The organism is Vibrio coralliirubri (assembly GCF_024347375.1).
Lineage (GTDB): Bacteria > Pseudomonadota > Gammaproteobacteria > Enterobacterales > Vibrionaceae > Vibrio > Vibrio coralliirubri.
The window spans coordinates 334,578-358,816 of the sequence record NZ_AP025470.1 but is presented as its reverse complement, the minus strand read 5'-3'; the positions used below and the strand labels follow the sequence as shown (position 1 = coordinate 358,816).

Annotated in this window: 22 protein-coding genes; 15 read left to right on the top strand and 7 right to left on the bottom strand. The window is 45.3% G+C overall.

Annotated features, from left to right (window positions below):
* Together tamB and tamA are read right to left on the bottom strand one after the other, a co-directional pair.
* Complete coding sequence (gene tamB / locus OCV20_RS01710) at positions 1-3,759, bottom strand: autotransporter assembly complex protein TamB (protein ID WP_048618641.1); 3,759 nt, start codon at positions 3,757-3,759, stop codon at positions 1-3.
* On the bottom strand, positions 3,756-5,468 hold the full coding sequence (gene tamA, locus OCV20_RS01705; RefSeq protein ID WP_048618639.1) for an autotransporter assembly complex protein TamA: 1,713 nt from the start codon (positions 5,466-5,468) through the stop codon (positions 3,756-3,758). The genes tamB and tamA overlap by 4 nt, the downstream gene beginning before the upstream one ends.
* Positions 5,469-5,663: 195 nt before the next feature.
* Here tamA and msrA point away from each other — a divergent pair, with 195 nt between their 5' ends.
* Entirely contained in the window at positions 5,664-6,293 is a 630-nt protein-coding gene (gene msrA / locus OCV20_RS01700) for a peptide-methionine (S)-S-oxide reductase MsrA (RefSeq protein WP_019821425.1), read from the top strand.
* A 110-nt stretch (positions 6,294-6,403) separates the two neighbouring features.
* Here msrA and OCV20_RS01695 read toward each other — a convergent pair whose 3' ends face one another.
* On the bottom strand, positions 6,404-6,604 hold the full coding sequence (locus OCV20_RS01695; RefSeq protein WP_086775418.1) for a DUF1107 family protein: 201 nt from the start codon (positions 6,602-6,604) through the stop codon (positions 6,404-6,406).
* Between the two features lie 253 nt (positions 6,605-6,857).
* On the opposite strand from OCV20_RS01695, the gene OCV20_RS01690 reads away from it, so the two are divergent.
* From OCV20_RS01690 to OCV20_RS01660, 7 genes are all read left to right on the top strand, one after another.
* Complete coding sequence (locus OCV20_RS01690; protein ID WP_086775417.1) at positions 6,858-7,409, top strand: YtfJ family protein; 552 nt, start codon at positions 6,858-6,860, stop codon at positions 7,407-7,409.
* Positions 7,410-7,499: 90 nt separating this feature from the next.
* Complete coding sequence (locus tag OCV20_RS01685) at positions 7,500-7,790, top strand: DUF2607 family protein (protein WP_017063722.1); 291 nt, start codon at positions 7,500-7,502, stop codon at positions 7,788-7,790.
* A 41-nt stretch (positions 7,791-7,831) separates the two neighbouring features.
* Positions 7,832-8,569, top strand: coding sequence for a zinc uptake protein ZrgA (gene zrgA / locus OCV20_RS01680; protein ID WP_086775416.1), 738 nt, complete (start codon positions 7,832-7,834; stop codon positions 8,567-8,569).
* A 140-nt stretch (positions 8,570-8,709) separates the two neighbouring features.
* Complete coding sequence (locus OCV20_RS01675; protein WP_086775415.1) at positions 8,710-9,426, top strand: ABC transporter ATP-binding protein; 717 nt, start codon at positions 8,710-8,712, stop codon at positions 9,424-9,426.
* A complete protein-coding gene (locus tag OCV20_RS01670; protein WP_048605937.1) occupies positions 9,423-10,682 on the top strand; it encodes an ABC transporter permease in 1,260 nt (419 codons plus the stop codon). The genes OCV20_RS01675 and OCV20_RS01670 overlap by 4 nt, the downstream gene beginning before the upstream one ends.
* 14 nt (positions 10,683-10,696) lie before the next feature.
* Positions 10,697-11,212: a DUF3299 domain-containing protein gene (locus OCV20_RS01665; RefSeq protein ID WP_086775414.1), complete on the top strand. Its 516-nt coding sequence runs from the start codon at positions 10,697-10,699 to the stop codon at positions 11,210-11,212.
* 514 nt (positions 11,213-11,726) lie between these two features.
* The gene (locus tag OCV20_RS01660; protein WP_086775413.1) at positions 11,727-12,635 is read left to right on the top strand and encodes a TIGR03899 family protein; all 909 of its coding nucleotides are present in this window, start codon (positions 11,727-11,729) and stop codon (positions 12,633-12,635) included.
* Positions 12,636-12,789: 154 nt separating this feature from the next.
* Here OCV20_RS01660 and cysC read toward each other — a convergent pair whose 3' ends face one another.
* From cysC to cysD, 4 genes are all read right to left on the bottom strand, one after another.
* Complete coding sequence (gene cysC / locus OCV20_RS01655) at positions 12,790-13,410, bottom strand: adenylyl-sulfate kinase (RefSeq protein ID WP_017067555.1); 621 nt, start codon at positions 13,408-13,410, stop codon at positions 12,790-12,792.
* Between the two features lie 24 nt (positions 13,411-13,434).
* Complete coding sequence (locus tag OCV20_RS01650; RefSeq protein WP_086775412.1) at positions 13,435-15,159, bottom strand: SLC13 family permease; 1,725 nt, start codon at positions 15,157-15,159, stop codon at positions 13,435-13,437.
* Positions 15,160-15,224: 65 nt separating this feature from the next.
* Positions 15,225-16,655 (bottom strand): sulfate adenylyltransferase subunit CysN, encoded by a 1,431-nt coding sequence (gene cysN / locus OCV20_RS01645; RefSeq protein WP_086775411.1) that lies wholly within the window; start codon positions 16,653-16,655, stop codon positions 15,225-15,227.
* 18 nt (positions 16,656-16,673) lie between these two features.
* Positions 16,674-17,582 (bottom strand): sulfate adenylyltransferase subunit CysD, encoded by a 909-nt coding sequence (cysD, locus tag OCV20_RS01640; RefSeq protein ID WP_012604891.1) that lies wholly within the window; start codon positions 17,580-17,582, stop codon positions 16,674-16,676.
* Positions 17,583-18,032: 450 nt separating this feature from the next.
* On the opposite strand from cysD, the gene OCV20_RS01635 reads away from it, so the two are divergent.
* From OCV20_RS01635 to OCV20_RS01605, 7 genes are all read left to right on the top strand, one after another.
* A complete protein-coding gene (locus tag OCV20_RS01635) occupies positions 18,033-20,009 on the top strand; it encodes a bifunctional 2',3'-cyclic-nucleotide 2'-phosphodiesterase/3'-nucleotidase (protein ID WP_048618628.1) in 1,977 nt (658 codons plus the stop codon).
* A gap of 284 nt (positions 20,010-20,293) precedes the next feature.
* Entirely contained in the window at positions 20,294-20,881 is a 588-nt protein-coding gene (locus tag OCV20_RS01630) for a DedA family protein (protein ID WP_086775410.1), read from the top strand.
* Positions 20,878-22,011, top strand: a complete 1,134-nt coding sequence (locus tag OCV20_RS01625; RefSeq protein ID WP_086775409.1) for an ATP-grasp domain-containing protein — start codon at positions 20,878-20,880, stop codon at positions 22,009-22,011. Before OCV20_RS01630 ends, OCV20_RS01625 begins: the two co-directional genes overlap by 4 nt.
* Positions 22,012-22,030: 19 nt before the next feature.
* Positions 22,031-22,573, top strand: a complete 543-nt coding sequence (locus tag OCV20_RS01620; RefSeq protein ID WP_050647059.1) for a DinB family protein — start codon at positions 22,031-22,033, stop codon at positions 22,571-22,573.
* Between the two features lie 2 nt (positions 22,574-22,575).
* Entirely contained in the window at positions 22,576-23,325 is a 750-nt protein-coding gene (locus tag OCV20_RS01615) for an NRDE family protein (protein WP_050647060.1), read from the top strand.
* A gap of 12 nt (positions 23,326-23,337) precedes the next feature.
* The gene (locus OCV20_RS01610; protein WP_050622148.1) at positions 23,338-23,775 is read left to right on the top strand and encodes a YHS domain-containing (seleno)protein; all 438 of its coding nucleotides are present in this window, start codon (positions 23,338-23,340) and stop codon (positions 23,773-23,775) included.
* Between the two features lie 10 nt (positions 23,776-23,785).
* Positions 23,786-24,229, top strand: a complete 444-nt coding sequence (locus OCV20_RS01605; protein ID WP_050647061.1) for a hypothetical protein — start codon at positions 23,786-23,788, stop codon at positions 24,227-24,229.
* Positions 24,230-24,239: the final 10 nt, after the last annotated feature.

Here is a 24,239-nt window from a genome sequence, read left to right as displayed (position 1 = left end):
TTACTCGAATTCAAATTGATAGAGAAGGTCTACAGCACTGTCTAGGCCCGATACGGCTTCAACATAAAGATCCTGCATCAGTCGATAACGAACGGTAAACTCACCTAAAGAGTTGAAGATACCCACACCATACTTCACCTGTAAACCAGGCAGGATGTAACCACTTACCGTCACTTGAGAATCATCGCCAGAGCCTGCGGTATCCAGTTGCAAGTCCTGTACACCAAAGGCTTCACCGATTTCGCCAACAACCTTACCACTCTTCGCCAAACTCAAACCGATTAAGGTCGTTGTCATCGAACCGCTCGACTCACCGTCGATATCTTGGCCACGCAAAATATAAGACAGCGCGTTCGCTTGTGGCATCGCGGGGTCAGAATAAATCTCGATGGTCGGCTCTGTCGCAGGGCCTGTCACTCGAATACCTGCAGTCACATCATCCTGAGTATTATCAGGATTACGAATCGCGTTGATGGCTACATACGGCTGATCCGGTGGACCATTCATTAGAATCTTACCCTCTTCGATTAAGAGGTCTTGGCCGAATGATTGGTAAGTACCATCGACGATGTTCACTTCACCTGTAATAAATGGACCTTGGTCTTTTTGAGCCACGTTGAGCTTACCGACCAAATCACCTTCAAGACCGAAGGCAGACAATTTAAAATCATCACCAATGGAGATATTAATGTTGGTCATCACATTGAATGGGATCGTATCTTCGTTTTCTGGCTCTAGATCTTTATTCAAGATAACCTGATCAGAAGAGACACCAACCGCTGATGGTGGTAAGTCTTCAACAACAATGCGTCCCCATGGTAAGGCAATATCACCGGTAATTTTCGCCAGTTCTGGTGTGACATCAATAGTCATATCAGGCACGACTTTCACCTTAACCATAGGTGGGATATCAACCATCAACTCATCAGCGAAAACTCTAACGTTAGAGTGCCATGCTGTAAGATCTTGCCAATCTCCGGTTCCCTCAATATCAAGGTGACCATCAGGCGTTTCGACATTCGCATCCAGTTTTGCACTATAACCATCAAAGTCGAGGTCAATGCGGCCATCTTTCACATCAACAGGCGTAACATCGCCTTTCACTTGAATACCATCAACCGAGAACTGACCAAAGACTTGAGGGTGCATCAAAGAGCCTTTAACTTGAAGATCACTCTCCAGGTCGGCTTTCAATAGGCTGTATTCACCTAGAATGGGTTGTAAGAAATCAAGATGGAACGTGGTCAACTTAATTGCTGCATCGACCATTTTGTCTTCGGCAAGAATATTCGGTAACGACACCGTGCCAGACAGGTCACCATTGTCGGAAACATCCAACTTAAAGTCGGCATCCAGTTTGTTGTCTTTCAGTTGGGCATTCAATGCAACGCTTTCCCAACCCAGTGTAATTGGCTCACCCACTTGTTGAACAACCTGACCTTTCGGCATATCAACGCTTACCGTAACCTCAGGCTCACCTTGTTCAGACCACTTAGCATGAGCGGTCGCATTGACTAAGCCCTGTAATTGCGTCTCTTTAGGCACAAAGGCTTTAATCTGATCGAAATCGAATTGATTGATGGCTACCTTGGCCTCACCCGATTTTCCGACACGAACGTCTTCATCCAAACACACGCTCGAACCCGATTGTTTCCAACAGTGCGCTTGAACATCGGCAAACTGTTTATCAACATCCGCCTTTATCGCGACAGGTTGGTCTAATACCCAAGGGCCTTGCTGAGTGGTGATTTTGACTCTATCTAACGACCCATCCCAAATAAGAGAAGGCTTTTGAATCAACTCTCCGGAAATAGCTAAGCTTGTAGACACGATGTCGGATATCACATCAAGTGTCACTGTGTGTTTCTTCTCACCACCACTCACCGTGAGATCAATGCTTTCTACGCTCTGATCTTGATAGGTTAGGTTGTTAGCTTTTAATTCAAGATCAGCTTGAGCTTCAGGCAATGGCAGAGGAACCACAGAACCATTAAGCGACAAGGATTCTAGTGTTGCTTCGTTATTCCAATCTACCTTATCCACATTTAGAGCGAGATCGACTTCAGGCTCTTTCGTTGGACCACTGAGCTGGATGTTACCAATCACTTTACCTTTCAAATCAGGGACGCTTTTTACAAGCTCAGGGAAATTAATCTCAACGCCCATATCCCATTTCTTATCAAGCTCACCCTGAGCCTTAATCGAGTTAACACCGTGAGCTAAGCTCAAACCACTGGTTTTCAGTTTTGGTTCACCGCTCGCGCTGCGATCCGACGCTGACAACTGACCTTCGATATCCAGAGGGTATTCTCGCAAGATCCCTTCAATATCCAATTTAGGCAGTTCAATCGCCCAGCCGCCCGCTTCCGTCAACTCACCAGAGGTGACGATGCTTCCACTAATGTTACCCTCGGCTTCTGGCCATTGCAGGCCCGGCTGAATGTCTTTGAGTGTCACGTCAGCTTGCCAGTTAACGAGACTCTTCCAATTCGCTTTAACGACGCCGTTAAGCTCACCGCCTAGCGTGTTGAGATTTAGACGCTCGAGCTCAATTTGTTCCGTCGTGCCTTTACCCTGTAGATCGATGGCTAATTCAGGGATTTCCTTACCATCGGCTTCACCTTTAAGAAGAACATTGAAACCATCTAGTGAGCCATCAGCTTTGAATTGCTCAATTGTCGCTTGGTAATCGCTTTTTCCGGTAAGGGGCCATTGCGCTTGCCCGCCCTCTAAAAGAAGGTCAAATGGTAAAGTCGGCTCTAAGGGTTCGATATCCCCAGACAACTTTGCCTCAATCAGCTCAGAAAATTGGGAATCTAGGTTTAGCTTAGCCACGCTGCCTTGTGCTTTCAGAGACAACTTCTGACCAGCAAGGTCGGTTTCTTTCACTAACGCATCCAAAGAAAGTTCTAACGGATAACCGCTCTTGAGCTCAACCTTAGTCGTTAGGTTTGCACTGGCTTGTGGCATATCGAGTTCGAGAGTTGAAACATCAACCGTGTGTTTGCCCGCGCGAGCTTCTAGCCCAAGGTGGTTCACAACGATTGGTGTTTCTTGTTCTAAGGTGAAACGGTTAAGATCAAAACGCTCCAACACAACCTGTAAAGGAATCCAGACTTCCGGCAATTCAATAGCCGTTTTCTCGGTAGCTTCTGGCTCAACCTTTTCTGCTTGCGGTTCTTCTGTCGACTCCGCGAGTTTAACCTTAAGATCATTGAATAATGTTGGCGATACCGTTAGCTTCTCGCCCTGCATGCTCAAAGCCGTAGAGAACAGGCTCCATTCAATTTCATGCCCTAAGATATTCAACTTGATATCAGATAAAGCGATACGGTTGATTACGATTGGCAGCGGTGTTTTTACCGATGTTACGGGCGGAGTCGGTTCTGTTTCTTCTGTAGAGGCAGGAGGCAGCTCAGTAAATGCGAAGTCCAACCCTTGAATCGCTAAACGATCGACACACAGCTTAGGGTCGAGCAGACAGCGAGGATTAATAGCCAAGTTCAGCTTTTTAACCTTGGTGTCGATATGAAGGCTATCATCTTTGAACTGGACATTATTAAGCGTAAAACTTGGAAAAAGTGCCCCTTTGGTGCTTTCCACTTTAAGTTGTGGCAATGCTTTTTCAGCACCCCACAGCACAGTGTTCAACCCTGGGTTGGTGAACAAAACAAAACCTAGCAGGGCTACCAACAACAGCAAAATAGACGTCAATGAGATCGACGTCCACTTAATGAATTTGCCCATCACTTTGATCATAATTCTGGCCCTAAACTAAAGTGTAACTGGAACTCATCACCTTTTGCTGCATCTAGACCCCAAGCAAAATCTAAACTCACTGGACCAACAGGTGACGCCCAACGAACACCGACACCAGTGCCGTGTTTCCATTCAGGTTTATCATTAAATGCATCACCAATGTCGTAGAATGCCGCTCCCCACCAGTTTCCAACCAAGCGGTATTGGTATTCAAACGAACTGGTTGCCATGAATTTTGCACCCGTTAGTGCACCACTTTCATCTCGAGGAGAGATCGACTCATAACCATAACCACGAATGCTATTGTCACCACCAGCAAAGAATCTTAGGGAGGGAGATAGCTTATCAAACTCGTCAGCAAAGTTGCCGCCAAATTGAAGTCGAGTTAAGCCTCGGTGATTGTCGCCAATGCTTCGAATCCAAGCGGTTTGACCTTGAAAACGGACAACCTTAGTTGCAGATAACAAGGTATCATCAGCAGCTTCAAACATAATGGTTTGTTTGTCGCCCCACATCGGCATCGAACCACCTCGTGTTCGAGTGCGTGAGAAAGCAATACCCGGCAGCACAAATTGCGCCAAGTCATCCTGCAAACCTTGCTCATAGTTTTCGACCAAGTATCGAATGAACACCGTGCGTTGCCAGCCATTATCCAGACGCCAATATCTTTCTAGCGCTAAGTTTGATTCCAAACTCTTGGTATCACGATTATCCAAATTCTTCATACCATACTTAACTTGGTAGTAGTCATTAAGTACGTCATCCAATGGGATTTTATAAGCTGCCGTGATCGTCTGCTCAGGCTTCGAGATCGACAAGCTACTATTAAAGCTATGGCCTCGATCATTAACCCAAGGTTTTTTCCATTTGAGAGTGCCTTTCACACCAAGGTCGGTTGAGACACCGATACCCGTTTCGATTTGGTTACGAGCTTGCGGAGCAAGGCTAACCTTCATCGGGATTTCTCGACCTTCGCCTAACTGGCTTAAATCTGGCTCAACAAATACCGAGGAGAACCAATCCGTATTCGACAAGTTTTGGTTGTACTCGCCGACTTTGGTGATTGAGTAAGGTTCGCCATCTTCAAACGGCTTGAGGGATTGAACTTTGTCATCTTCAATTTGACTGCCCGTCACAGTAGTTGTGCCAAAGTGATAACGGATACCACTGTTGTAATGAAGACGAACATAAGCGCGGTTCAATTCAGGAGCGACTTCTAGCTTACTAAGATCATAAGCCCCATCGAAGTAGCCTTTCGCTAAGCCAAGGTTGCGGATCGACGATTTCAAAGAGTCATAATTACCATGATTCAGAGTCGAACCTTTAGACAGGTTACTCTTCGCTATCAAAGCTAAAAAGTCTGGGTCATCCTTGGCTTCACCCGTCAGAACGATATCTGAAGTATAAATAACAACAGGCTCTCCCGGCTCAACCGTAACGGTCATTTCGGTATCATCTTCGGAGTGAGTAAATGTGATTTTAGGGTGGTAGTAGCCTAACGCATTCAGGGCTTCTTTAATCATAGATTCCAAGCGGGATTGGAATCTTAGTGAAACCGAATACTCTTCTTCAGGGATCGCACTCAGATAAGCATCAACATTATCCTCAAGCGCTCCATCTAGCCCTTTGATTTCAAGGGAAACGTCAGCGAAAGCGAGCGTCGATGACAATAGAGTGCCAATCAGAACTGGTAAAGTTTTTCTTATCATGTTTAATTGGTGAAGAAGTTATCAATACGTTAATAAGTGAAAAGAAATAATACCGCTAAATAGGCATTGAGTCTGTAATAAATCCTGGAATAACACGGTCTAATTTAAAGACTTATTCAATATTGACCAACAGTTAATATGAACCTACGTTAAATAAAAGCCAGCGCGGTAAACGTATGCGAAAAGGAATATAACATGCTAAACAAACAACAACTGGTTTCTGCAGCAACCGCACTACCGGGAAATGCTGACCCAATTCGAATCACTGAGCGCCATTTCGTCAATCAAACCGACCTGCTCGATGCGCCTACGGACTCTCAACAAGAAGTCCTGTTTGGTATGGGATGCTTCTGGGGAGCTGAGCGTTTGTTTTGGCAATTGGATGGCGTTATTTCAACATCCGTTGGTTACGCTGGCGGTTACACGGTTAATCCCACTTATGAACAAGTATGTACTGGGCAAACCGGCCATACTGAAGTCGTTCGTGTCATATTTGATAGTGAACAAACCTCTCTAGCTCGAATACTTGAGACCTTTTGGGAGCGTCATGACCCAACTCAAGGAATGCGCCAAGGCAACGATTTAGGGACTCAGTACCGTTCTGCGATTTACACCTTCAGTGAAGAACAACAATCTATCGCTGAGCACTCTAAACGTGAATATCAACGAGCAATGACTGAATCTTTAGGCAACGAGATCACGACGGAAGTTCTGCCTGCTGGAAAATATTTTTTCGCAGAAACCTACCACCAGCAATACCTAGCTAAAAATCCAAATGGTTATTGCGGGTTGGGTGGAACAGGTGTCTGCTTCCCTCCACAATAAAGTGCCGTTCGACATACCAGCGAGAAAGTACACGCATTAAAAAAGGGCTTCCATTAGGAAGCCCTTTTCATTGTTAATCTATTCGGTGCAAACAAATCGATAAAGCGCAGTTACACCGACAACGCAGCAATCGTGCCGTTAACTTCTTTAAAAATAATGAGCTTTTGTTTGTCTGAAACTTCAGGAAGAAGCACCTTGCCTTGGTCGAAGCGAAACTCTCCAACACCTTCAATAGCAAATTGGCCTTTGAACAGGACTTTAACGAAACGCGCCACCTGATGTGGACGGTAAGTAGAAAATTTTCTTAACATAATACAACCTCAATTCCATTTGAGTACTACAGTCACATACCTGAACAGCGTCGTTGTTCAAAGCACATTTAATCGCTAATTCCTTTAGCAAACAGCAAGATAATCTATTGTTCATCTCGATATTGATGCATTATACCTTTTGGTAACAAGCCTGCAACTTATTTCTACGTCGTACGATAAAAAAGTTAAAGAGGCATTTTTCAAATTTCATATTATACTTCCAGTGCAAACCAATAAGCGGAACAAAAATATAATGAAAAACAAAACTCTACTGGCTTTTTTAGCCGCAGCCTCTCCATTCTTCGCCAATGCTCACAACCTATCAGTAGGCGCTACCCTGCCTGCCGTCGATGTGAGTAACTATGGTGAGATTGTTCTAAACGACGGAAATACTGGATATCAAGCTTGGGCAACCAATGATCTTCTAGGTAAAGTTCGCGTCGTTCAAGCTATCGCTGGCCGCAGCAGCTCTAAAGAGCTCAACGCACCATTGATGGCAGCCATTACCGCATCGAAGTTCTCAGAAGACAGTTACCAAACCACCACCATCATCAACCAAGATGATGCGATTTGGGGGACTGGGTCTTTTGTTAAGTCGTCTGCCGAAAGCAGCAAAGAAGAATTCCCATGGTCTTCTATGGTCCTAGATGAAGACGGCGCCGTTGCGTCATCATGGGCTCTAAAAGAAGAAAGCTCAGCGATTATCGTTCAAGACAAGCAAGGTAAAATCTTGTTTGTAAAAGAAGGTGCATTAAACGAATCAGAAGTCACTCAAGTCATTGAGTTGATTAAAGCGAGTCTTTAATAAGATATTCGCGTCTTTTTCGAGACCTAACCAAAGGATATTGTTATATTATAACAATATCCTTTTTTAATTCTGTGGTTAATCATCCTGATGTGGCAAAACACACCCAACAATGTGAAACGTAAAACAGGCTTCTTGCTTGGGCTTATGCTCATGTTAAGCGTGTTAGCCGCAACACACATCGTGGATATCGCACCAGAGCACCACACCTCACACCATTGTGAGCTGTTTTCGCTTAATCAGTTCATCACAGCGCACTCACTACCACAGATTCCAGAGTTCCATTCGGAATTTACTGTCGCTATCACAGAGTCAGTAACTTCACTACAACGGCTATATTTCGCTTATTTGGCACGCTCACCTCCTGTAAATATCGCTTAATTACCACTACTTTTTAATTAACCTTTATTCAGGAAAAAAACATGAAACCTACTATTTTAGCCGTTGTTATCGGCATGACTGTCTCTACAAATGTTCTAGCTAACGAAGAATTCCGCTCTCATGATGCACACGTACATGGTCAAGTTGAAGTAAACATCGCGCAAGATGGGCAAGAACTGCTTGTTGAAGTAACAGCTCCAGGCGCGGATGTGGTTGGGTTTGAACATGCTCCAGAAACTGTAGAACAGAAGAAAGTGTTTGAGCAGGCTATCGCACAATTAAACAAGCCAGAAGAGCTGTTTAGTTTTAACAATGCGAGTTGTACTCTGAAGTTCAAGTCAGTGGCAAACACCTTAGAAGGCGGTCATGACGACCATGAAGGCCATGACCATGCGGAACACGGTCATGACGACCACGCAGGCCATGACCACGCTGAACACGATCATGACGACCACAAAGGCCATGACCATGCTGAGCACGATCATGACGACCACAAAGACCATGACCATGCTGAGCACGATCATGACGACCACAAAGGCCATGACCACGCTGAACACGATCATGATGACCACGAAGGTCATGACCACTCTGAAGGTGGCCACGGCGAATTCACCGTTGAGTACCATTACCAATGTTCAGACGTTGCTAAGCTAGACACAGTTAGCACTCAATGGTTCTCTAAGTTCGGTAATACAGAAAAAATGACTGTGAACTTACTAACAGACACAGCTCAAGTACAAGAAGTGCTTAACGCAGAGCGTATTAGTTTCCGATTCTAATCACTCCTAGATCGGATTAAACGTAAAATAAACAGTCAGGTAAGTCATCGCTTACTTGGCTGTTCAAATCGGTGTGTCTGGGGAATTTATGCTTCAAATTACTGTCCAGTAGATACACCGCTTTAATTATTGGAGCTAGCATGTCTTCTGACAGTTCATCATTTGTGGTCAAACTCGAAAATATCAGCTTTCGTTGGAAGCCTGAATTACCACCAACGCTAGAGATCCCCTCTCTGTACATCCAAGCCCAAGAGCACCTTTTTATTAAAGGGCCAAGTGGTTGTGGAAAATCAACTTTGTTAGGGCTACTAACCGGAATCAACCAAGCTGAGCAAGGAGAAGTCTCAATCCTTGAACAAGACCTCACTCAGCTTACACCTCGTCAAAGAGATAAATTCAGAGCCGATCATATTGGTTATATTTTCCAACAATTTAACCTGCTTCCTTATCTATCAGTTATCGATAACGTGACGCTTCCTTGCCAGTTTTCACAGATTCGTAAACAGCAAGTCACAGAAAGCCAGAAAAGCTTACAAGAGACGGCTCGAGAGTTGTTACTCCGATTAAAGCTACCTCAAGCTTTAATGGACAAGCCCGTTACCGAGTTAAGCATAGGTCAACAACAACGTGTTGCTGCCGCTCGTGCTTTGATTGGCCAACCCAAAATCATTATTGCCGACGAGCCAACCTCAGCTTTGGATCATGACAACCGAGAAGCTTTTATCGAACTGTTGCTAGAACAAGCCAACCAGGCAGGGTCTACTCTTATCTTTGTTAGCCATGATCCAACACTAGAAAAGTTGTTCACTCGAACCATAGATTTAAAAACCGTTAACCAAGCTAAGGTTGTCGTATGAAAGTAATTACTCACTTAGCCTTAAAAAGCGTACTCAACCGTAAAGCCACGGCTATTCTCACTATTCTCACGGTGGCGGTATCCGTCATTCTCTTGCTCGGCGTAGAACGCGTTAGAACCGAAGCAAAAAGCAGCTTCGCCAATACGATTTCAGGTACTGACCTTATCGTTGGTGGCCGTTCTGGTCAGGTAAACCTGCTGCTTTACTCAGTATTCAGAATCGGTAATGCGACCAACAACATCGACTGGAAAAGCTATGAAGAATTTAGCCAGCACAACGCAGTAAAGTGGGCGATACCAATCTCATTGGGCGATTCACACAAAGGCTTCCGTGTGATGGGTACAAATCATAGTTACTTTGAAAACTATCGCTATGGAAGTAAGCAACCACTTACTTTTCAGCAAGGTAAAGAGTTTAATCAACTATTTGACGTAGTGATTGGTGCCGATGTTGCGAAGAAGCTAGATTACAAAATCGGTGATCAAATCATTCTTGCGCACGGTATCAGTGATGTTGCGTTTAGCCGTCACGATAATCTGCCCTTCAAAATTGTCGGAATACTGGCACCAACCGGGACACCAGTAGATAAAACCGTGCATGTTTCGTTAGAGGCTATTGAAGCGATTCATGTTGGCTGGGAGTCAGGTGCCAACCTAGGACACACACCGGATGCCGAAACCTTAAAGACTTTTGATTTCCAACCGAAGCAGATTACCGCGATGATGCTCGGGCTGAATTCGAAGATTCAAACCTTCGCACTGCAACGAGAAATCAATAACTACCGCCAAGAACCTTTAAGCGCCATTATGCCGGGCATTGCGCTTCACGAATTGTGGGGAATGATGGCTGTAGCAGAACAAGCACTACTGATTGTTTCAGGGTTTGTTGTCGTCGCCGGTTTATTGGGCATGCTCAGTAGCCTACTCACTAGCTTGCAAGAAAGGCGCCGAGAGATGGCCATCCTACGTGCGATGGGCGCAAGACCTCGTCATGTGTTTGGTTTACTGATCAGTGAAGCCAGTGCGCTAACCTTCCTTGGTATTACATTAGGTGTTGCAGTGTTGTTTGCGCTGATCGCAGTGGTTGCTCCTATTGTGCAACAAAGTTATGGTATCAACATATCGATATCCGCAATCACACCGCACGAGTGGAAACTGCTTATGCTGGTACAAGTTGCCGGAATCATTATCGGCTTTATTCCCGCTTTCAGGGCTTACCGCCAGTCATTGTCTGATGGCATGACGATTCGAATCTAAAATAGGAACCTACGATGCAACGCAAATTCCTACTGATACTTGGGCTACTTCTGTTCCCATTTATCAGTGCAGCTCACGCTGAAACCACTCAAAATGACGAATCGGTATTAACACTTGAATGGATTGATTTGATTCCGGAATCAGAGCGCGCTCAGCTAGATTCATTTGGTATGCCGATGGTTGACCACAATAGTATGGATAAACCTCAACAATCGACACTTGGTGCTGTTCGCCCAGAGCTGAATGGCAGCACAGTAAAGATTCCTGGCTTTGTGATTCCATTGGAAGGTGATGAGAATATGATCACTGAGTTTCTGCTGGTACCGTACTTTGGCGCATGTATCCACGTGCCACCGCCGCCACCGAACCAAATCATCTACGTGAAGTTCCCGAAAGGTGCACCAATACAGCAGTTATGGGATGTGATCTATTTGGTCGGAACGCTGAAAACTGAGTCAATCAGCCATGACTTAGCGCAAACCGGTTATCTTATTGAAGGTACTGCGATTGAAGAATATGACGACATGTAGTCATTAGAAGGGTGGCTCAAGGATGAGCTGCCGTCACTGAACGAGTGTGATCATTCAATAACAGTTTAATAACGATAATTTTCTTCTGAATTACGCGATGTAATTAGATAAGTAAGCTAGAACAGCGACATAAGTCGCGAGTAATAACCCTATACTAAGCTGTTTCTTCAGCTTGTTATCATTGACTTGATTCATAACTCCTCCTTGAGAATTACAACAAATTTAACATTTTATTATCATTAGCAAAAGTAAAATTTTGTTGAAACCTTCAACTCTGCACGCAAAATATAGCCACCAATAAAATAAAGAGGTACATTTTAGACAGTTATACCAACCACAATAAGTAAGTGTTCAGAAATAGCGTAGGAAAAAGGCTTGAGAACAAGGCGGAGCTTTTTGATAAGTAGTTATTCTACAATCAAAAATTCTAACGCAGTTATCGAGCGTTTTAACAAGCTAGAGCGAGCAATTATTTACTACGCTTGGTATTGAATCGTCTCCTAACGGTACTCTTATGTCAGAAACCAAACAGCCAGTGATCATTGAGCATGCTAGCGACACACAGCATAAGCATGAGAAAAAGCCTCATATTGCCGACAGTGCCAGCAGAATGCTGCACATCGCACAAAGCTTCGGCCTCGATTCCTTAATTAGTCATAGTGCAAAACCAAACGATAAAGCTGAGAGTACGCTTATCGAACGGGCACTATTACGAGAGAAAAAGCGTAGAGAGCTTCGCCAAAAGAACCTAGAACAGATTCTAAAGTTGGCGCACTCTTCATGTAAGGATGAAGCGGCTGGAGACCCGGATCAGGACTGGCTATATCGTTTCTTCGACATGGCACAAGAGATCCACAATACATCGATGCAAAGGCTATGGGCTCAAGTACTGAAACGAGAAGTCACCAATCCAGGCTCGACATCGATGAAGGCACTGCAGATCTTAAAAGACATGACACCAAAAGAAGCGTTAACTCTACAAAGAGCGGCATCACTGGGTTGTAGCTTTGGTAGCGATAGCAGCAGAAAGCTCTTACTCGGTTTTAAATCTCATGCAGGGCTATTCAGCTTTGGCAAAAGGGATACCACCAACACCATCAACCTTGGTGGGCACAACCTGCCCTACTCTAGCCTGCTCCACTTGATAGAGCTCGGGATTATTCTGGGTACAGAATTGGAATCCGGAGAGATTGATTTCGATCCAGCCCTGCACCTAACCTATCAAGGTAAGAGCATGTCACTGGCACCGTTATCAAAAGGCGTGAAGCTGGTTTACTATCGATTCAGCCCTACAGGCAATGAGCTTTGTACCTTGCTTGGCAACAAGCCAAACACGCAGTATTACGACCAACTGATTGCACTATTGAGCCAGAAATTCACGGTTCAGACAGAAGTGAAAAGCAGTGTGAATTACACCGTCTAGACACTCGACGGTGTAAAGAATAGACGGTGTAAAAAGTGAGGTGAATTGAGAGGAATAAAGAGAATCTAGAGGATAGGTTTCTTGTCTCGGTAAACCAAGGCTGCACTACTTATCAGTCATGAATAAGTGGACAGTCTTAGTCATACCAACGATCTCAATTGGCTAAAATATTACGCTTCTCCAACGCATCAATACACAGTTCGACCAATTCATCGAGTGTCTTCTCACCTGCGGGTAGATCAATCTCAGGGTTCTGAGGCGCTTCGTACACTGAACTAATACCTGTGAAGTTCGGGATCTCTCCGGCACGTGCTTTCTTATACAGACCTTTAGGATCACGCTGTTCGCAAACCTCTAATGGCGTATTGACGAACACCTCAAGAAACTCACCTTCCGGCAATAAATCTCTCACGAGTTGCCTTTCAGCTTGGTGCGGAGAAATAAAGGCTGACAGCACGATCAAGCCTGCATCTGCCATCAATTTAGCAAGCTCACCAATACGACGGATGTTCTCTCTACGATCTTGCTCAGAGAAGCCAAGGTCACTACATAATCCATGACGCACATTGTCGCCATCCAATAAGTAAGTATGGTAACCAAGCTGTGCCAAGCGATTTTCTAATGCGCCAGCGACTGTCGATTTACCAGAACCAGACAATCCCGTGAACCAGAGCACGGCTGGCTTTTGTGATTTCAGATCCGCGCGAAATGTTTTATCAATCGAGTGTTGATGCCACACAACATTCTCATCTTTGGGTTTGAGTACTGCGGTCATAATTAGTCCTTTAAATAAACAGCATTAAAATGGGAAGAAATAAGGAATTAGGGTCAATACCAAACCCGAATAAACAATCGAGATTGGAATGCCAATACGTAGATAATCCGTTAAATGGTAATTACCTACGCTATAAACAAGTAAGTTGGTTTGATAACCGTATGGAGAGATAAAACTGGCACTGGCACCAAACAGTACCGCCATGATGAACGGCATAGGGTCAACGCCATAACCTACTGCCATACTGTAGCCAATCGGAAATGAGAGTGCTGCGGCCGCATTATTGGTCACCAACTCCGTCAGAACCAAGGTCATAAAGTAGGTAGCAACTAACGCGCCGAACACGCCCCAACCATTAAACGCCTCCATGAACATCAGCCCCATCCGCTCAGACAAACCCGATGAAATCATCAATTGAGCAATAGACAGAGCTGAGCCCACGATCACCACAATATCAACCGGAAAACGGCGACGGAGCTCACCAAGCTGCACCACGCCAAATGCCACCAGCAACAGTAGAAAACCTGCTAAGCCTTTGATAATTGGTACTGCATCGATAAGAGCGAGACCAATCACGCTAGCAAAGCCGAGCAACACGAACGTCGATTTATCTGCATCAAGCTTGGCACTCGAATCTAAGTCATTCATCAACACAAACTCTTTGTTGTGTTGTTGGCGCTGTTCTTCAAAGCGCTTGCCGGGAACCAAAATCAAAGTATCACCAGCGGTCAATGTGATATTACCAAGACCACCTTCAAGGCGCTCATGGCCACGACGAATAGCAACCACAACCGCATCGAAACGGTCTCTAAACTGGCTGGTTTTCAGGGTTTTGTTACAAAAGCTTGCTGATGAACTCACCACCACTTCAACGAAGCTCTGGCCGTTCAAGTGGTGCTGACCAAACAGAGTCAGTCCTTGGATTTCTTGCAGTGTCGCCACGCTCTCGACATCGCCACAAAACAGCAATCGGTCACGAGCTTGAAGTATGAAGTCAGGGTCTATCGATGCGGTGGTTTTACCGTCGCGAATCACTTCGGCTAAGAACAGTTTTCTCAAAGCTCTTAGGTTGTTCTCGCTAACACTACGACCAACTAACGGTGAACCGGGCTCCACTCTGGCTTCTAAAAAGTAAGGCAGATCATCTTGAGAACCATCATCGTAACTGGGTAGAAAATAGCTAAGAGGGATAAGGATCAATACGCCACCGACCAAAACCGCTAAACCGATCAAGGTAGGTGTGAAAAAGTTTAAGCTCGGTAAACCTGCATCTTCAACAAAGCTATTGATGATCAAATTGGTAGAGGTGCCGATCAATGTCAGGGTGCCACCTAAGATGGCAGCGTATGACAATGGGATAAGTAACTTAGACGGCGCGTGCTGTTGATTACGTTTGATCGCCGCGATCAAAGAAACAACCACCGCGGTGTTATTAGTAAAAGAAGAAAGTAACGCTGTGGAAATACCCAACTTCGCAACCACGGTACCTAGCCTACCTTCAGAGATATTGCGGCTAACCCAGCTGATTAAGCGAGTTTTCTCCAACGCACTTGATGCGAGGATCAGAAGAATTAAAGTCAGTAACGAGGAGTTAGTGAAATTATTGGCTAGGCTCGACAAGTCGATCATGCCAGCCATGAAAGCAATAAACGCCGCGCCAGCAAAGATAAAGCTTGGCTTAATACGGGTAACGAGCAGGCAAGTAATGATGCCGAGCAAAATCGCTAATACAAATCCTTGTTGCCACATATACCCGTCCTTTATGGCGGAAACGATCGGTTTCCGCCTGATTCAATAAGCTGTTACTTGGTCGTTTATGACTTCAGTAGTTGGCTTAGATCTTTGGCATCCCAATGAGGGAAATGTTTGCGAACCAATGCGTTGAATTCAAGTTCAAATGCAGAGAAGTTACCGACTTGCTGTTCAACAGAGTCCAAACGGTCTCGAATCAAACCCGCGCCAACCGTCACGTTGGTTAGTCGGTCGATCACGATGAAGCCACCGGTATCCGCACTCTCACAGTATTTATCCAGCGCGACAGTCTCGTTTAGTGACCATTCACACAAGCCAATGCCATTCAGTGGCAACTCATCGACAGCGTGAGTCGATAGGTTGTTGATGTCGTATTGGTGACGAACTGTTTCAACCTGACCAACGGTTTTCTTGCCTGCGATCTTGATGTCGTAAGCTTTGCCCGGTTGCAATGGTTGCTCTGTCATCCACACGATGTCAGCCAATACGTGGTTAGTGGATTCAATCTGCGCGTTTTCTAGCACAATCAAATCACCACGGCTGATATCAATCTCATCTTCAAGGGTCAGCGTTACCGCCAAGCCCGCTTGTGCAGATTCCAAGTCACCATCAAAAGTCACAATGCGTGCAACTTTAGAGGTTTTACCCGACGGCAGCGCCTTGATTTCATCACCCACACTGACACGGCCAGAGGCAACGGTGCCTGCAAAACCACGGAAGTCTAAGTTGGGACGGTTTACGTACTGAACAGGGAATCGGAATTCACCCGCAGAACGTTTTTGATCGATGTCGACATTCTCTAACACTTCAAGTAGAGATGGGCCGTCGAACCATGCAAGCTCTTTACTTGGTGCAGCAACGTTGATGCCTTCAAGCGCCGATACTGGCAAGATCTGAATATTGGTTTCGCCTTCTAGGTTTTCTGCAAACTCTAGGTATTCATCGCGAATTTCTTCAAAACGATCTTGCGCATAATCCACGAGATCCATCTTGTTTACAGCGACGATGAAATGCTTCAAACCAAGCAGGTTAGAAATAAACGAGTGACGACGGGTTTGATCCAGAACACCCTTACGAGCATCAATCAAGATCACCGCTAGATCACACGTTGAAGCGCCTGTTGCCATGTTGCGCGTGTACTGCTCATGCCCTGGGGTATCAGCAATAATGAATTTACGTTTTTGAGTCGAGAAGTAGCGGTAAGCCACATCGATGGTGATGCCTTGCTCACGCTCAGCCTGCAGACCATCAACAAGCAGTGCCAAGTCAGGCTTCTCACCTGTGGTACCCACTCGTTGGCTATCCGAGTGAACCGCCGCTAGCTGATCTTCATAAATCTGTTTTGTATCATGGAGCAAGCGACCGATTAGCGTACTTTTACCATCATCTACCGAGCCACAAGTTAAAAATCTAAGCATAGATTTATGCTGATGCTGACTTAGATAACCTTCAATCCCTAGTTCAGCCAATTCGGCTTCTACTGCACTATTCATTTTTCTTTCCTTAGATTCTTAGAAATAACCTTGGCGCTTTTTCAGCTCCATAGAGCCCGACTGATCGTGGTCAATCGCTCGACCTTGACGCTCACTAGACGTCGCCACCAGCATCTCTTCAATAATGCCCGTGAGCGTATTCGCCTCAGATTCAACCGCTCCGGTTAGTGGGTAACAGCCTAAAGTACGAAAACGAACGCTTTTCTCTTCAATCACTTCACCTTCTTGCAGCTCCATTCGGTCATCATCAACCATGATCAGCATGCCATCACGCTCAACAACTGGGCGTTTATCAGAAAGATAAAGCGGAACAATATCGATGCTCTCTAGATAGATGTATTGCCAAATATCCAGTTCAGTCCAGTTTGATAATGGGAATACACGAATGCTTTCGCCCTTATTCACCTGACCGTTGTAGGTGTGCCACAACTCTGGACGTTGGTTTTTTGGATCCCATGTGTGGTTCTTATCGCGGAAAGAGTAAACACGCTCTTTCGCTCGAGATTTCTCTTCATCACGACGCGCGCCACCGAAAGCCGCATCGAACCCATACTTGTTTAACGCCTGCTTAAGGCCCTGAGTTTTCATGATGTCTGTGTGTTTCGAAGAACCATGTACGAATGGGCTACAACCCATCTCGATACCTTCAGGGTTCTTATGTACCAAAAGGTCAAAACCGTACTTTTCTGCTGTGCGGTCACGAAACTCAATCATCTCGCGGAATTTCCAATCCGTATCAACGTGTAATAGTGGGAATGGAATCTTGCCTGGGTAAAACGCTTTGCGAGCTAAATGAAGCATCACAGAAGAATCTTTACCGATGGAGTACATCATCACTGGGTTATCAAACTCAGCCGCCACTTCACGGATAATATGAATACTTTCCGCTTCGAGCTGTTTTAGGTGGGTTAAACGTTCTTGGTCCATTTCAGTGCTTCCTTTAAGGCTCGCGTTACGAGCAATTCATTACTTGGTCTTGCCAAGCATGGGATTTAACTCATCCACTTGAGTGAATGGGAGTATTGGCACTAGAAGAAAACAGAAGCTTCGTGTTGAGCTATCCTTGCTATTCGTCTGCCTGATACGTCCTTGATATAGGCATTATGACGAGCCTCTCATATTACTGGAAATTCTAAAATTTCATTTTTTATTCGAAAAGCTGATAAGGGATTTAATTTATCGATAAGCAGGTGAAATGAATGGACTAATCTTATCGATATCAATTGTTCATTGATTGAGCAGGTTTGGGAGGCGTCTTGCAGAACACCATAAAGTAATCGATCTAAGTCACGAATTCACATTCGTTGTAATCATTGTTTCATTGCATTTTGTTACATTACGCAACGAATTTTCTACTATCCACTTTGGAGCTACAAAATGAAAGTTGCAATGAAACCTTTGTCATTGGCTGTACTTGCGGGTCTTGGTTTGACTCTAGCAGGCTGTACAACAACACCAGATACCGATGAAGTGATTAAACTACGTGTCGTAGAGACAACGGACATCCATACCAACCTAATGGATTACGATTACTACAAAGACAAGCCATCGAAAAAAATCGGCTTAGCACGTACTGCAACTCTAGTAAAAGAAGCTCAAAACGAAGTAACCAACAGCGTATTAGTCGATAACGGTGACTTGCTGCAAGGTAGCCCAATGGGTGACTACATGGCAGACAAAGGCATCGAAGCGGGTGAAGTTCACCCTGCATACAAAGCTATGAACCAGCTAAGCTACGACGCTGCAAACCTAGGTAACCACGAATTCAACTACGGTCTTGAGTTCCTAGAAGAGTCGATCAACGACGCTGATTTCCCGTACATCAGTGCTAACGTTTACGACGCAAAAACCAAAGAACACTACTTCACGCCTTACATCATCAAGACGCACACGTTTGAAGATACTGCTGGCGTAGAGCATGAAGTAAAAGTCGGCTACATCGGTTTCGTTCCACCACAAATCATGACGTGGGATAAGAAGAACCTTGAAGGTAAAGTAATCGCTCGCGATATCATTGAAACAGCTAACGAATTAGTGCCCCAAATGAAAGCGGAAGGCGCTGAAGTTATCGTTGCTATCCCTCACTCAGGCGTATCAACTGACCCATACAAAAATGGCGAAGAGAACTCAACGTTCTACCTATCTGAAGTAGACGGCATTGATGCAATCGCGTTCGGCCACTCTCACGCCGTATTCCCAGGTAAAGGTTTTGATGACATTCAAGGCATCGATAACGAAACGGGTACAATGAACGGCGTTGCAGCAGTAATGCCAGGTCGTTGGGGTAGCCACGTTGGTGTTATGGACCTAACACTTGCTCAAAAAGACGGTAAGTGGGAAGTCGTAAAAGGCCAATCAGAAGCACGCCCTATCTACGACAAGATCGAGAAGAAATCGCTTGCAGCTGCTGATGAAGGCATCGTAACAGCACTAGAAAAAGACCACGCTGGTACTCGTGAGTTTGTTAACCAACCGATTGGTAAAGCAGACGACGTGATGTACAGCTTCCTGTCTCTAGTACAAGACGATCCAACAGTACAGATTGTTAACCTTGCACAGAAAGATTACGTTGAACAGTTCATCCAAGGTGACCCAGACCTAGACGGTACACCTGTACTTTCTGCTGCTGCGCCATTCAAAGCGGGCGGCCGTAAGAATGACCCAGCGAACTTCACTGAGGTTGAATCTGGCCAACTGACATTCCGTAACGCGGCTGACTTATACCTTTACCCGAACACGCTAGTTGCAATGAAGGTAACAGGTCACGAAGTAAAAGAGTGGCTTGAGTGTTCTGCAGGTCAGTTCAACCAAGTGGATGTTAACTCAACGGCACCACAACAGTTGATCGAGTGGGATAACTTCCGTACTTACAACTTCGATGTTATCGACGGTGTTGATTACCAAATCGACGTAACTCAACCTGCGAAATACGATGCAAACTGTAAAGTCGTTAACCCTGATTCACAGCGTATTGTTGGCCTAACTTACCAAGGTAAGCCAATCGACATGAAGCAAGACTTCCTGATCGCAACCAACAACTACCGTGCATACAGTGCTAAATTCCCAGGCACAGGTGAAGACTTCATCGCATTTGATGCACCAGATGAGAACCGCACTGTTCTTGCAAACTACATCTCTCGCGTAAGCAAAGAGCAAGGTCAAGTAAGCCCAACGGCTGACAACAACTGGTCATTTGCGCCAATCAAAACAGATAACAAACTAGATATCCGCTTTGAAACGTCGCCAAGCGAGAAAGCAGCAGAGTTCATCAAAGAGAAGGGTCAATACCCGATGAAACGTGTTGCGACTGACGATGTTGGTTTCGCTGTTTACCAGATTGACCTAACTAAATAGATTACTTCAGTAATCCATAGTTAACCTTCTAAAAGGCTGAGTTCAACGACTCAGCCTTTTTCTTTTCTTCTCAATATTCACTCCAAAACCTTAGGTTTCTAACCCTTTATCATCCTTTGATTCTGCACCGAAACCGCATACCTCAAACCACTCATTGCATCCAATCAACACAAAAAAGCGCTAACTGTCTGTAAGTTTTTCTCTGCTCCTCGTGTCTATTTAATTTACTACACTCAATGAATGGTCATTAAGCCATTCATCTATAGGATAGAAAAGGACATTTGATGAGCACGGTCGAGAGCATTCAAGCATGGTTACATTCAGGGGAGGAGTCGCTGCTATGGCTGATGCTTGGCATTATCGCGCTTTCTTACCTGCTTGAAGATCTTGCGATTGTTACCGCTGCCGGTTTAGCCACTCAAGGGCTCATTCCTCCTCAATATGCGCTGCTTGCCATTTTCATCGGTATTGCCACGGGTGACTTGGGCCTCTACTACCTAGGAAAATCAGGACGTTACTTCCGAGGCGTTCGATATAAAGCCCTCACCAATAAGTACTTTCGTTCTCTTCGTACCAAATTACGCCAAAACGCATTCAGTAGCCTTTTTGTTATCCGCTTTATTCCTGGGCTACGCACCGTTGGTTTTACTCTGAGTGGCTTTTTCGCCATCCCACTGCCTACTTTCTTATTTGCCGTCATCAGCGCAACTGCGCTCTGGACTGGCATTGTCTTCTCTGCCATCTACTATTTAGGGACATCAGCCTGGCTGCAAGCCTCTGAATATCAATGGATCATCATCCCGAGTGCCATCGTTTTGCTGTTTATCGGCAATCGATTAATGAATAAAACCTACTCTAGAGGGCTATCATGAGTTCACCGCAAGATATTCGCATCATTCCCGCACATCAAATTAATGCAGGCATGCCTCTGCTTGAAAAAGATACCGTGCGTAGTGTCTCTCCTTATGAGTTTCTTCCGACTTGGTTTTTCTACACGCCAGTGGTCATTCAAAGCCTGATGCAAGGGTTACGGCACTTTGACTGGGCGCTGCCGCTCATCGCCAATCCGAGCATCAAACTCAGTGGCATGGTCGGCGAATCAAAACACGAGATATTAAGCCTTGCCGGATCTTCAAGTCAGCGTTGGATCTCACCGTTTATAATCCTAACCAAAACGGATCTCAGCAGTAAAAAACAAGCCGAAGACGCACGCAGCGCACTCATACAATCAGATCTTGATTTCCCAATCGTGGCGAAGCCGGATCTTGGCTGTCGAGGTGTTGGAGTAAAACTGATCAACAACCAAGATCAACTTGAGCAATATGTCGAATCTTTCCCAAATAATGCTCGCTTTCTACTGCAGAAAAAGGCGTCTTATCAAGCCGAAGCGGGTGTTTTCTACGTTCGTTACCCAAACAAAAAGCAAGGTGAGATCATCTCGATCACACTCAAATATGCGCCAATGGTGATGGGTGATGGCAAGTCGACACTCAAGCAGTTAATTGAAAATAGCCCGCGCGCTGGGCAGCTCAGCCATCTGTATCTGCCAAGGCATGAAGATAAATTGGATCAAGTGCTCGCAGAGGGCGAAGAGTTCCAACTCGCGTTTGCTGGCAGCCATAGCCGTGGCTGTATCTTCCGAGACGGTAATCAATACATCACTCAGGCTCTAACAGAACGCTTAGACGAGATATTCGACGACTTCGATGGCTTTCACTTTGGTCGACTCGACGTCAAGTTTAAGGACATCCACAGCCTAATGAACGGTGAGGATTTCACGATTCTTGAGGTCAATGGCGCAAGCAGTGAGGCGGGACATATCTGGGATCGCAACACCCCATTACGAGAGATATTTTCTACGCTACTCCTGCAATACCGCATTCTTTTTGATATTGGCGCTCAGCAAAAACAACGAGGCCACCAATCCCCTTCTTTTAAGAGCTTATTTGCGGCGTGGCAAGAAGAGCGACGTCTTGTTCAACAATATCCGACTACCGACTAACTTTGCACGAGGATCATGAATGAACCCCATAGCCCAACCGAGCGCCCTTACTTCTTTCTCTCCTAGCATCAAGGGAGCGGTAGAGATATTGAATCAGGGTCTAGAGTTTTTGTTAGCGATTTCTGACAGCGATTACCTGACACGAGCAAAGCCACACGTTACAAGCTCTATCGGTGAACATACTCGTCACACACTGGATCTTTTTCACGCCTTGATTTTAAAAGAGGATGAGACCGTTGATTACAACACTCGTCGTCGTGGTCATCCCGTCGAATACGACCGCTCTATTGCAGTCAAAGAGATCCACTATGTGATCAACTGGCTTGAACGATTAGACCGTCGAGATCTCGAAGCGCCTATCATGATCCAAACTGAGGTTTCGATGGATGCTCAAGTGTTCGCAAGCCTGCCTTCAACGCTCGAAAGAGAGGTCACCTTTGCCGCGCTGCATGCCAATCATCATTACGCGATGATCAAGGTGATCACCACCTTCCTAGACGTCGAGACCTGCAACAGCTTTGGTTATGCCCCAACCACCAACAGCTATCTGAGGGAGCAATAATCATGTGTTCAGTATCTTGGCTGCTTGAAGAGAATGGCTATCAGGTCTTTTTTAATCGTGATGAACAAAAGACGCGAGCACTGGCAATGCCACCCAGACAATATCGAGTCAACGGTGTCGATATCATCATGCCACTCGACCCAACTGGCGGGGGTAGCTGGATAAGTATTAATGAGTTCGGGCTTTCGCTATGCCTACTCAATAACTATCAAGGCACAGTGCCCGTTGGGCCGTTAGTCAGCCGCGGTTTGCTACTTAAAAATCTATCATCGAGTCGTAATATCAGTCAGCTCTCTGAAGCATTTCACAAGCTAGACCTACACTCTTTTGCCCCATTTACCTTGCTGGCTTTCGCGCCCAATCTAACCCAACACAATGGTCTGGTTATCGCCTATATGTGGGATGGTATTCAACAGCAAATAGTCGACACAGATTCTCCACTGTTCTCATCCGGTGTTGATTTAGAGCGAGTGCAAGCTTACCGACAAGCAAAATACGATCAGCTTATGGCTGCAAGTAAGAATCAACAGAACTTACTGATGTTCCACTCTCACCATCACAGTGAACAACCTCATTTAGCGACCTGTATGCATCGCGAAGACGCACATACCGTGAGCTTTACACACTTACGTAATCTGCATGGCCAAGCCTCTATGTTTTATGCACCCGGCTCACCATGCGAACCCATTAAACCATGCCAGATAAATCAGCAGCGCTTTACCTTTGATTTATCACCCGCAATCAATCTATAGATGGAGTCCATCATGAGAAAACTATTAACCATGGTTCTGCTACTTGTTAGCCCGTACGTATTTGCCGCCGATGAAATCTACACTGGTTTCTTTAGCAGTAAGGCGCTCGATGGCTACGATACCGTCGCGTATTTCACTTCCGGTAAGCCCATTGAAGGCAGTAAAAAATTCAGCACTGAGTACAAAGGCGCGGATTGGTATTTCTCTTCTGAAAAGAATCTGACTTTATTTGTTAATAATCCTGAAAAATATGCCCCTCAATATGGTGGCTATTGCGCTTGGGCAGTATCAGCGAAGAGTGACTTTGCACCGGGTGACCCACATCAATGGACGATTGTTGATAACAAGCTTTACCTCAACTACGACCAAGAGATTAAGCAGCGTTGGGAACAAGACCAAGCACAGCATATTCAACAAGCCGATAAAGTTTGGCCGCAACTGATTAAGTAAGGGAATAACGATGACATTCACTCCAGCCAAACATATCCCTGCGGCATTTATCGCGTTTGTGTTTATTCAGTCGCTGTTCTTTAAGTTCACTGGCTCATACGAGACTGAACATATCTTTGGCACACTCTCGACATGGTCAGGGCTCAGTTGGTTCGGCTCGTTTGGCGGCTACTTGATTGGATTCGCTGAACTAATTGCGGCCATTTTGCTGTTCACGCGTTGGCATGGCCTGGGTGCCATTATGAGCGTGGGGATCATGAGCGGTGCGATATTTTTCCACCTGTTTACGCCGCTCGGTATTCAGATGCCTGAGTTCAATGCAGCGGGTGAAATTGTCGGTTACGACGGCGGATTATTGTTTGGCATGGCATGCCTAGTCTGGTTATGCGGTGCGTTTTTAAGTGTGAAAGATTTCAAGAATCAAGACGGTTTCCTAAACAACTTTAGTCAATAAGGTAGCTTCA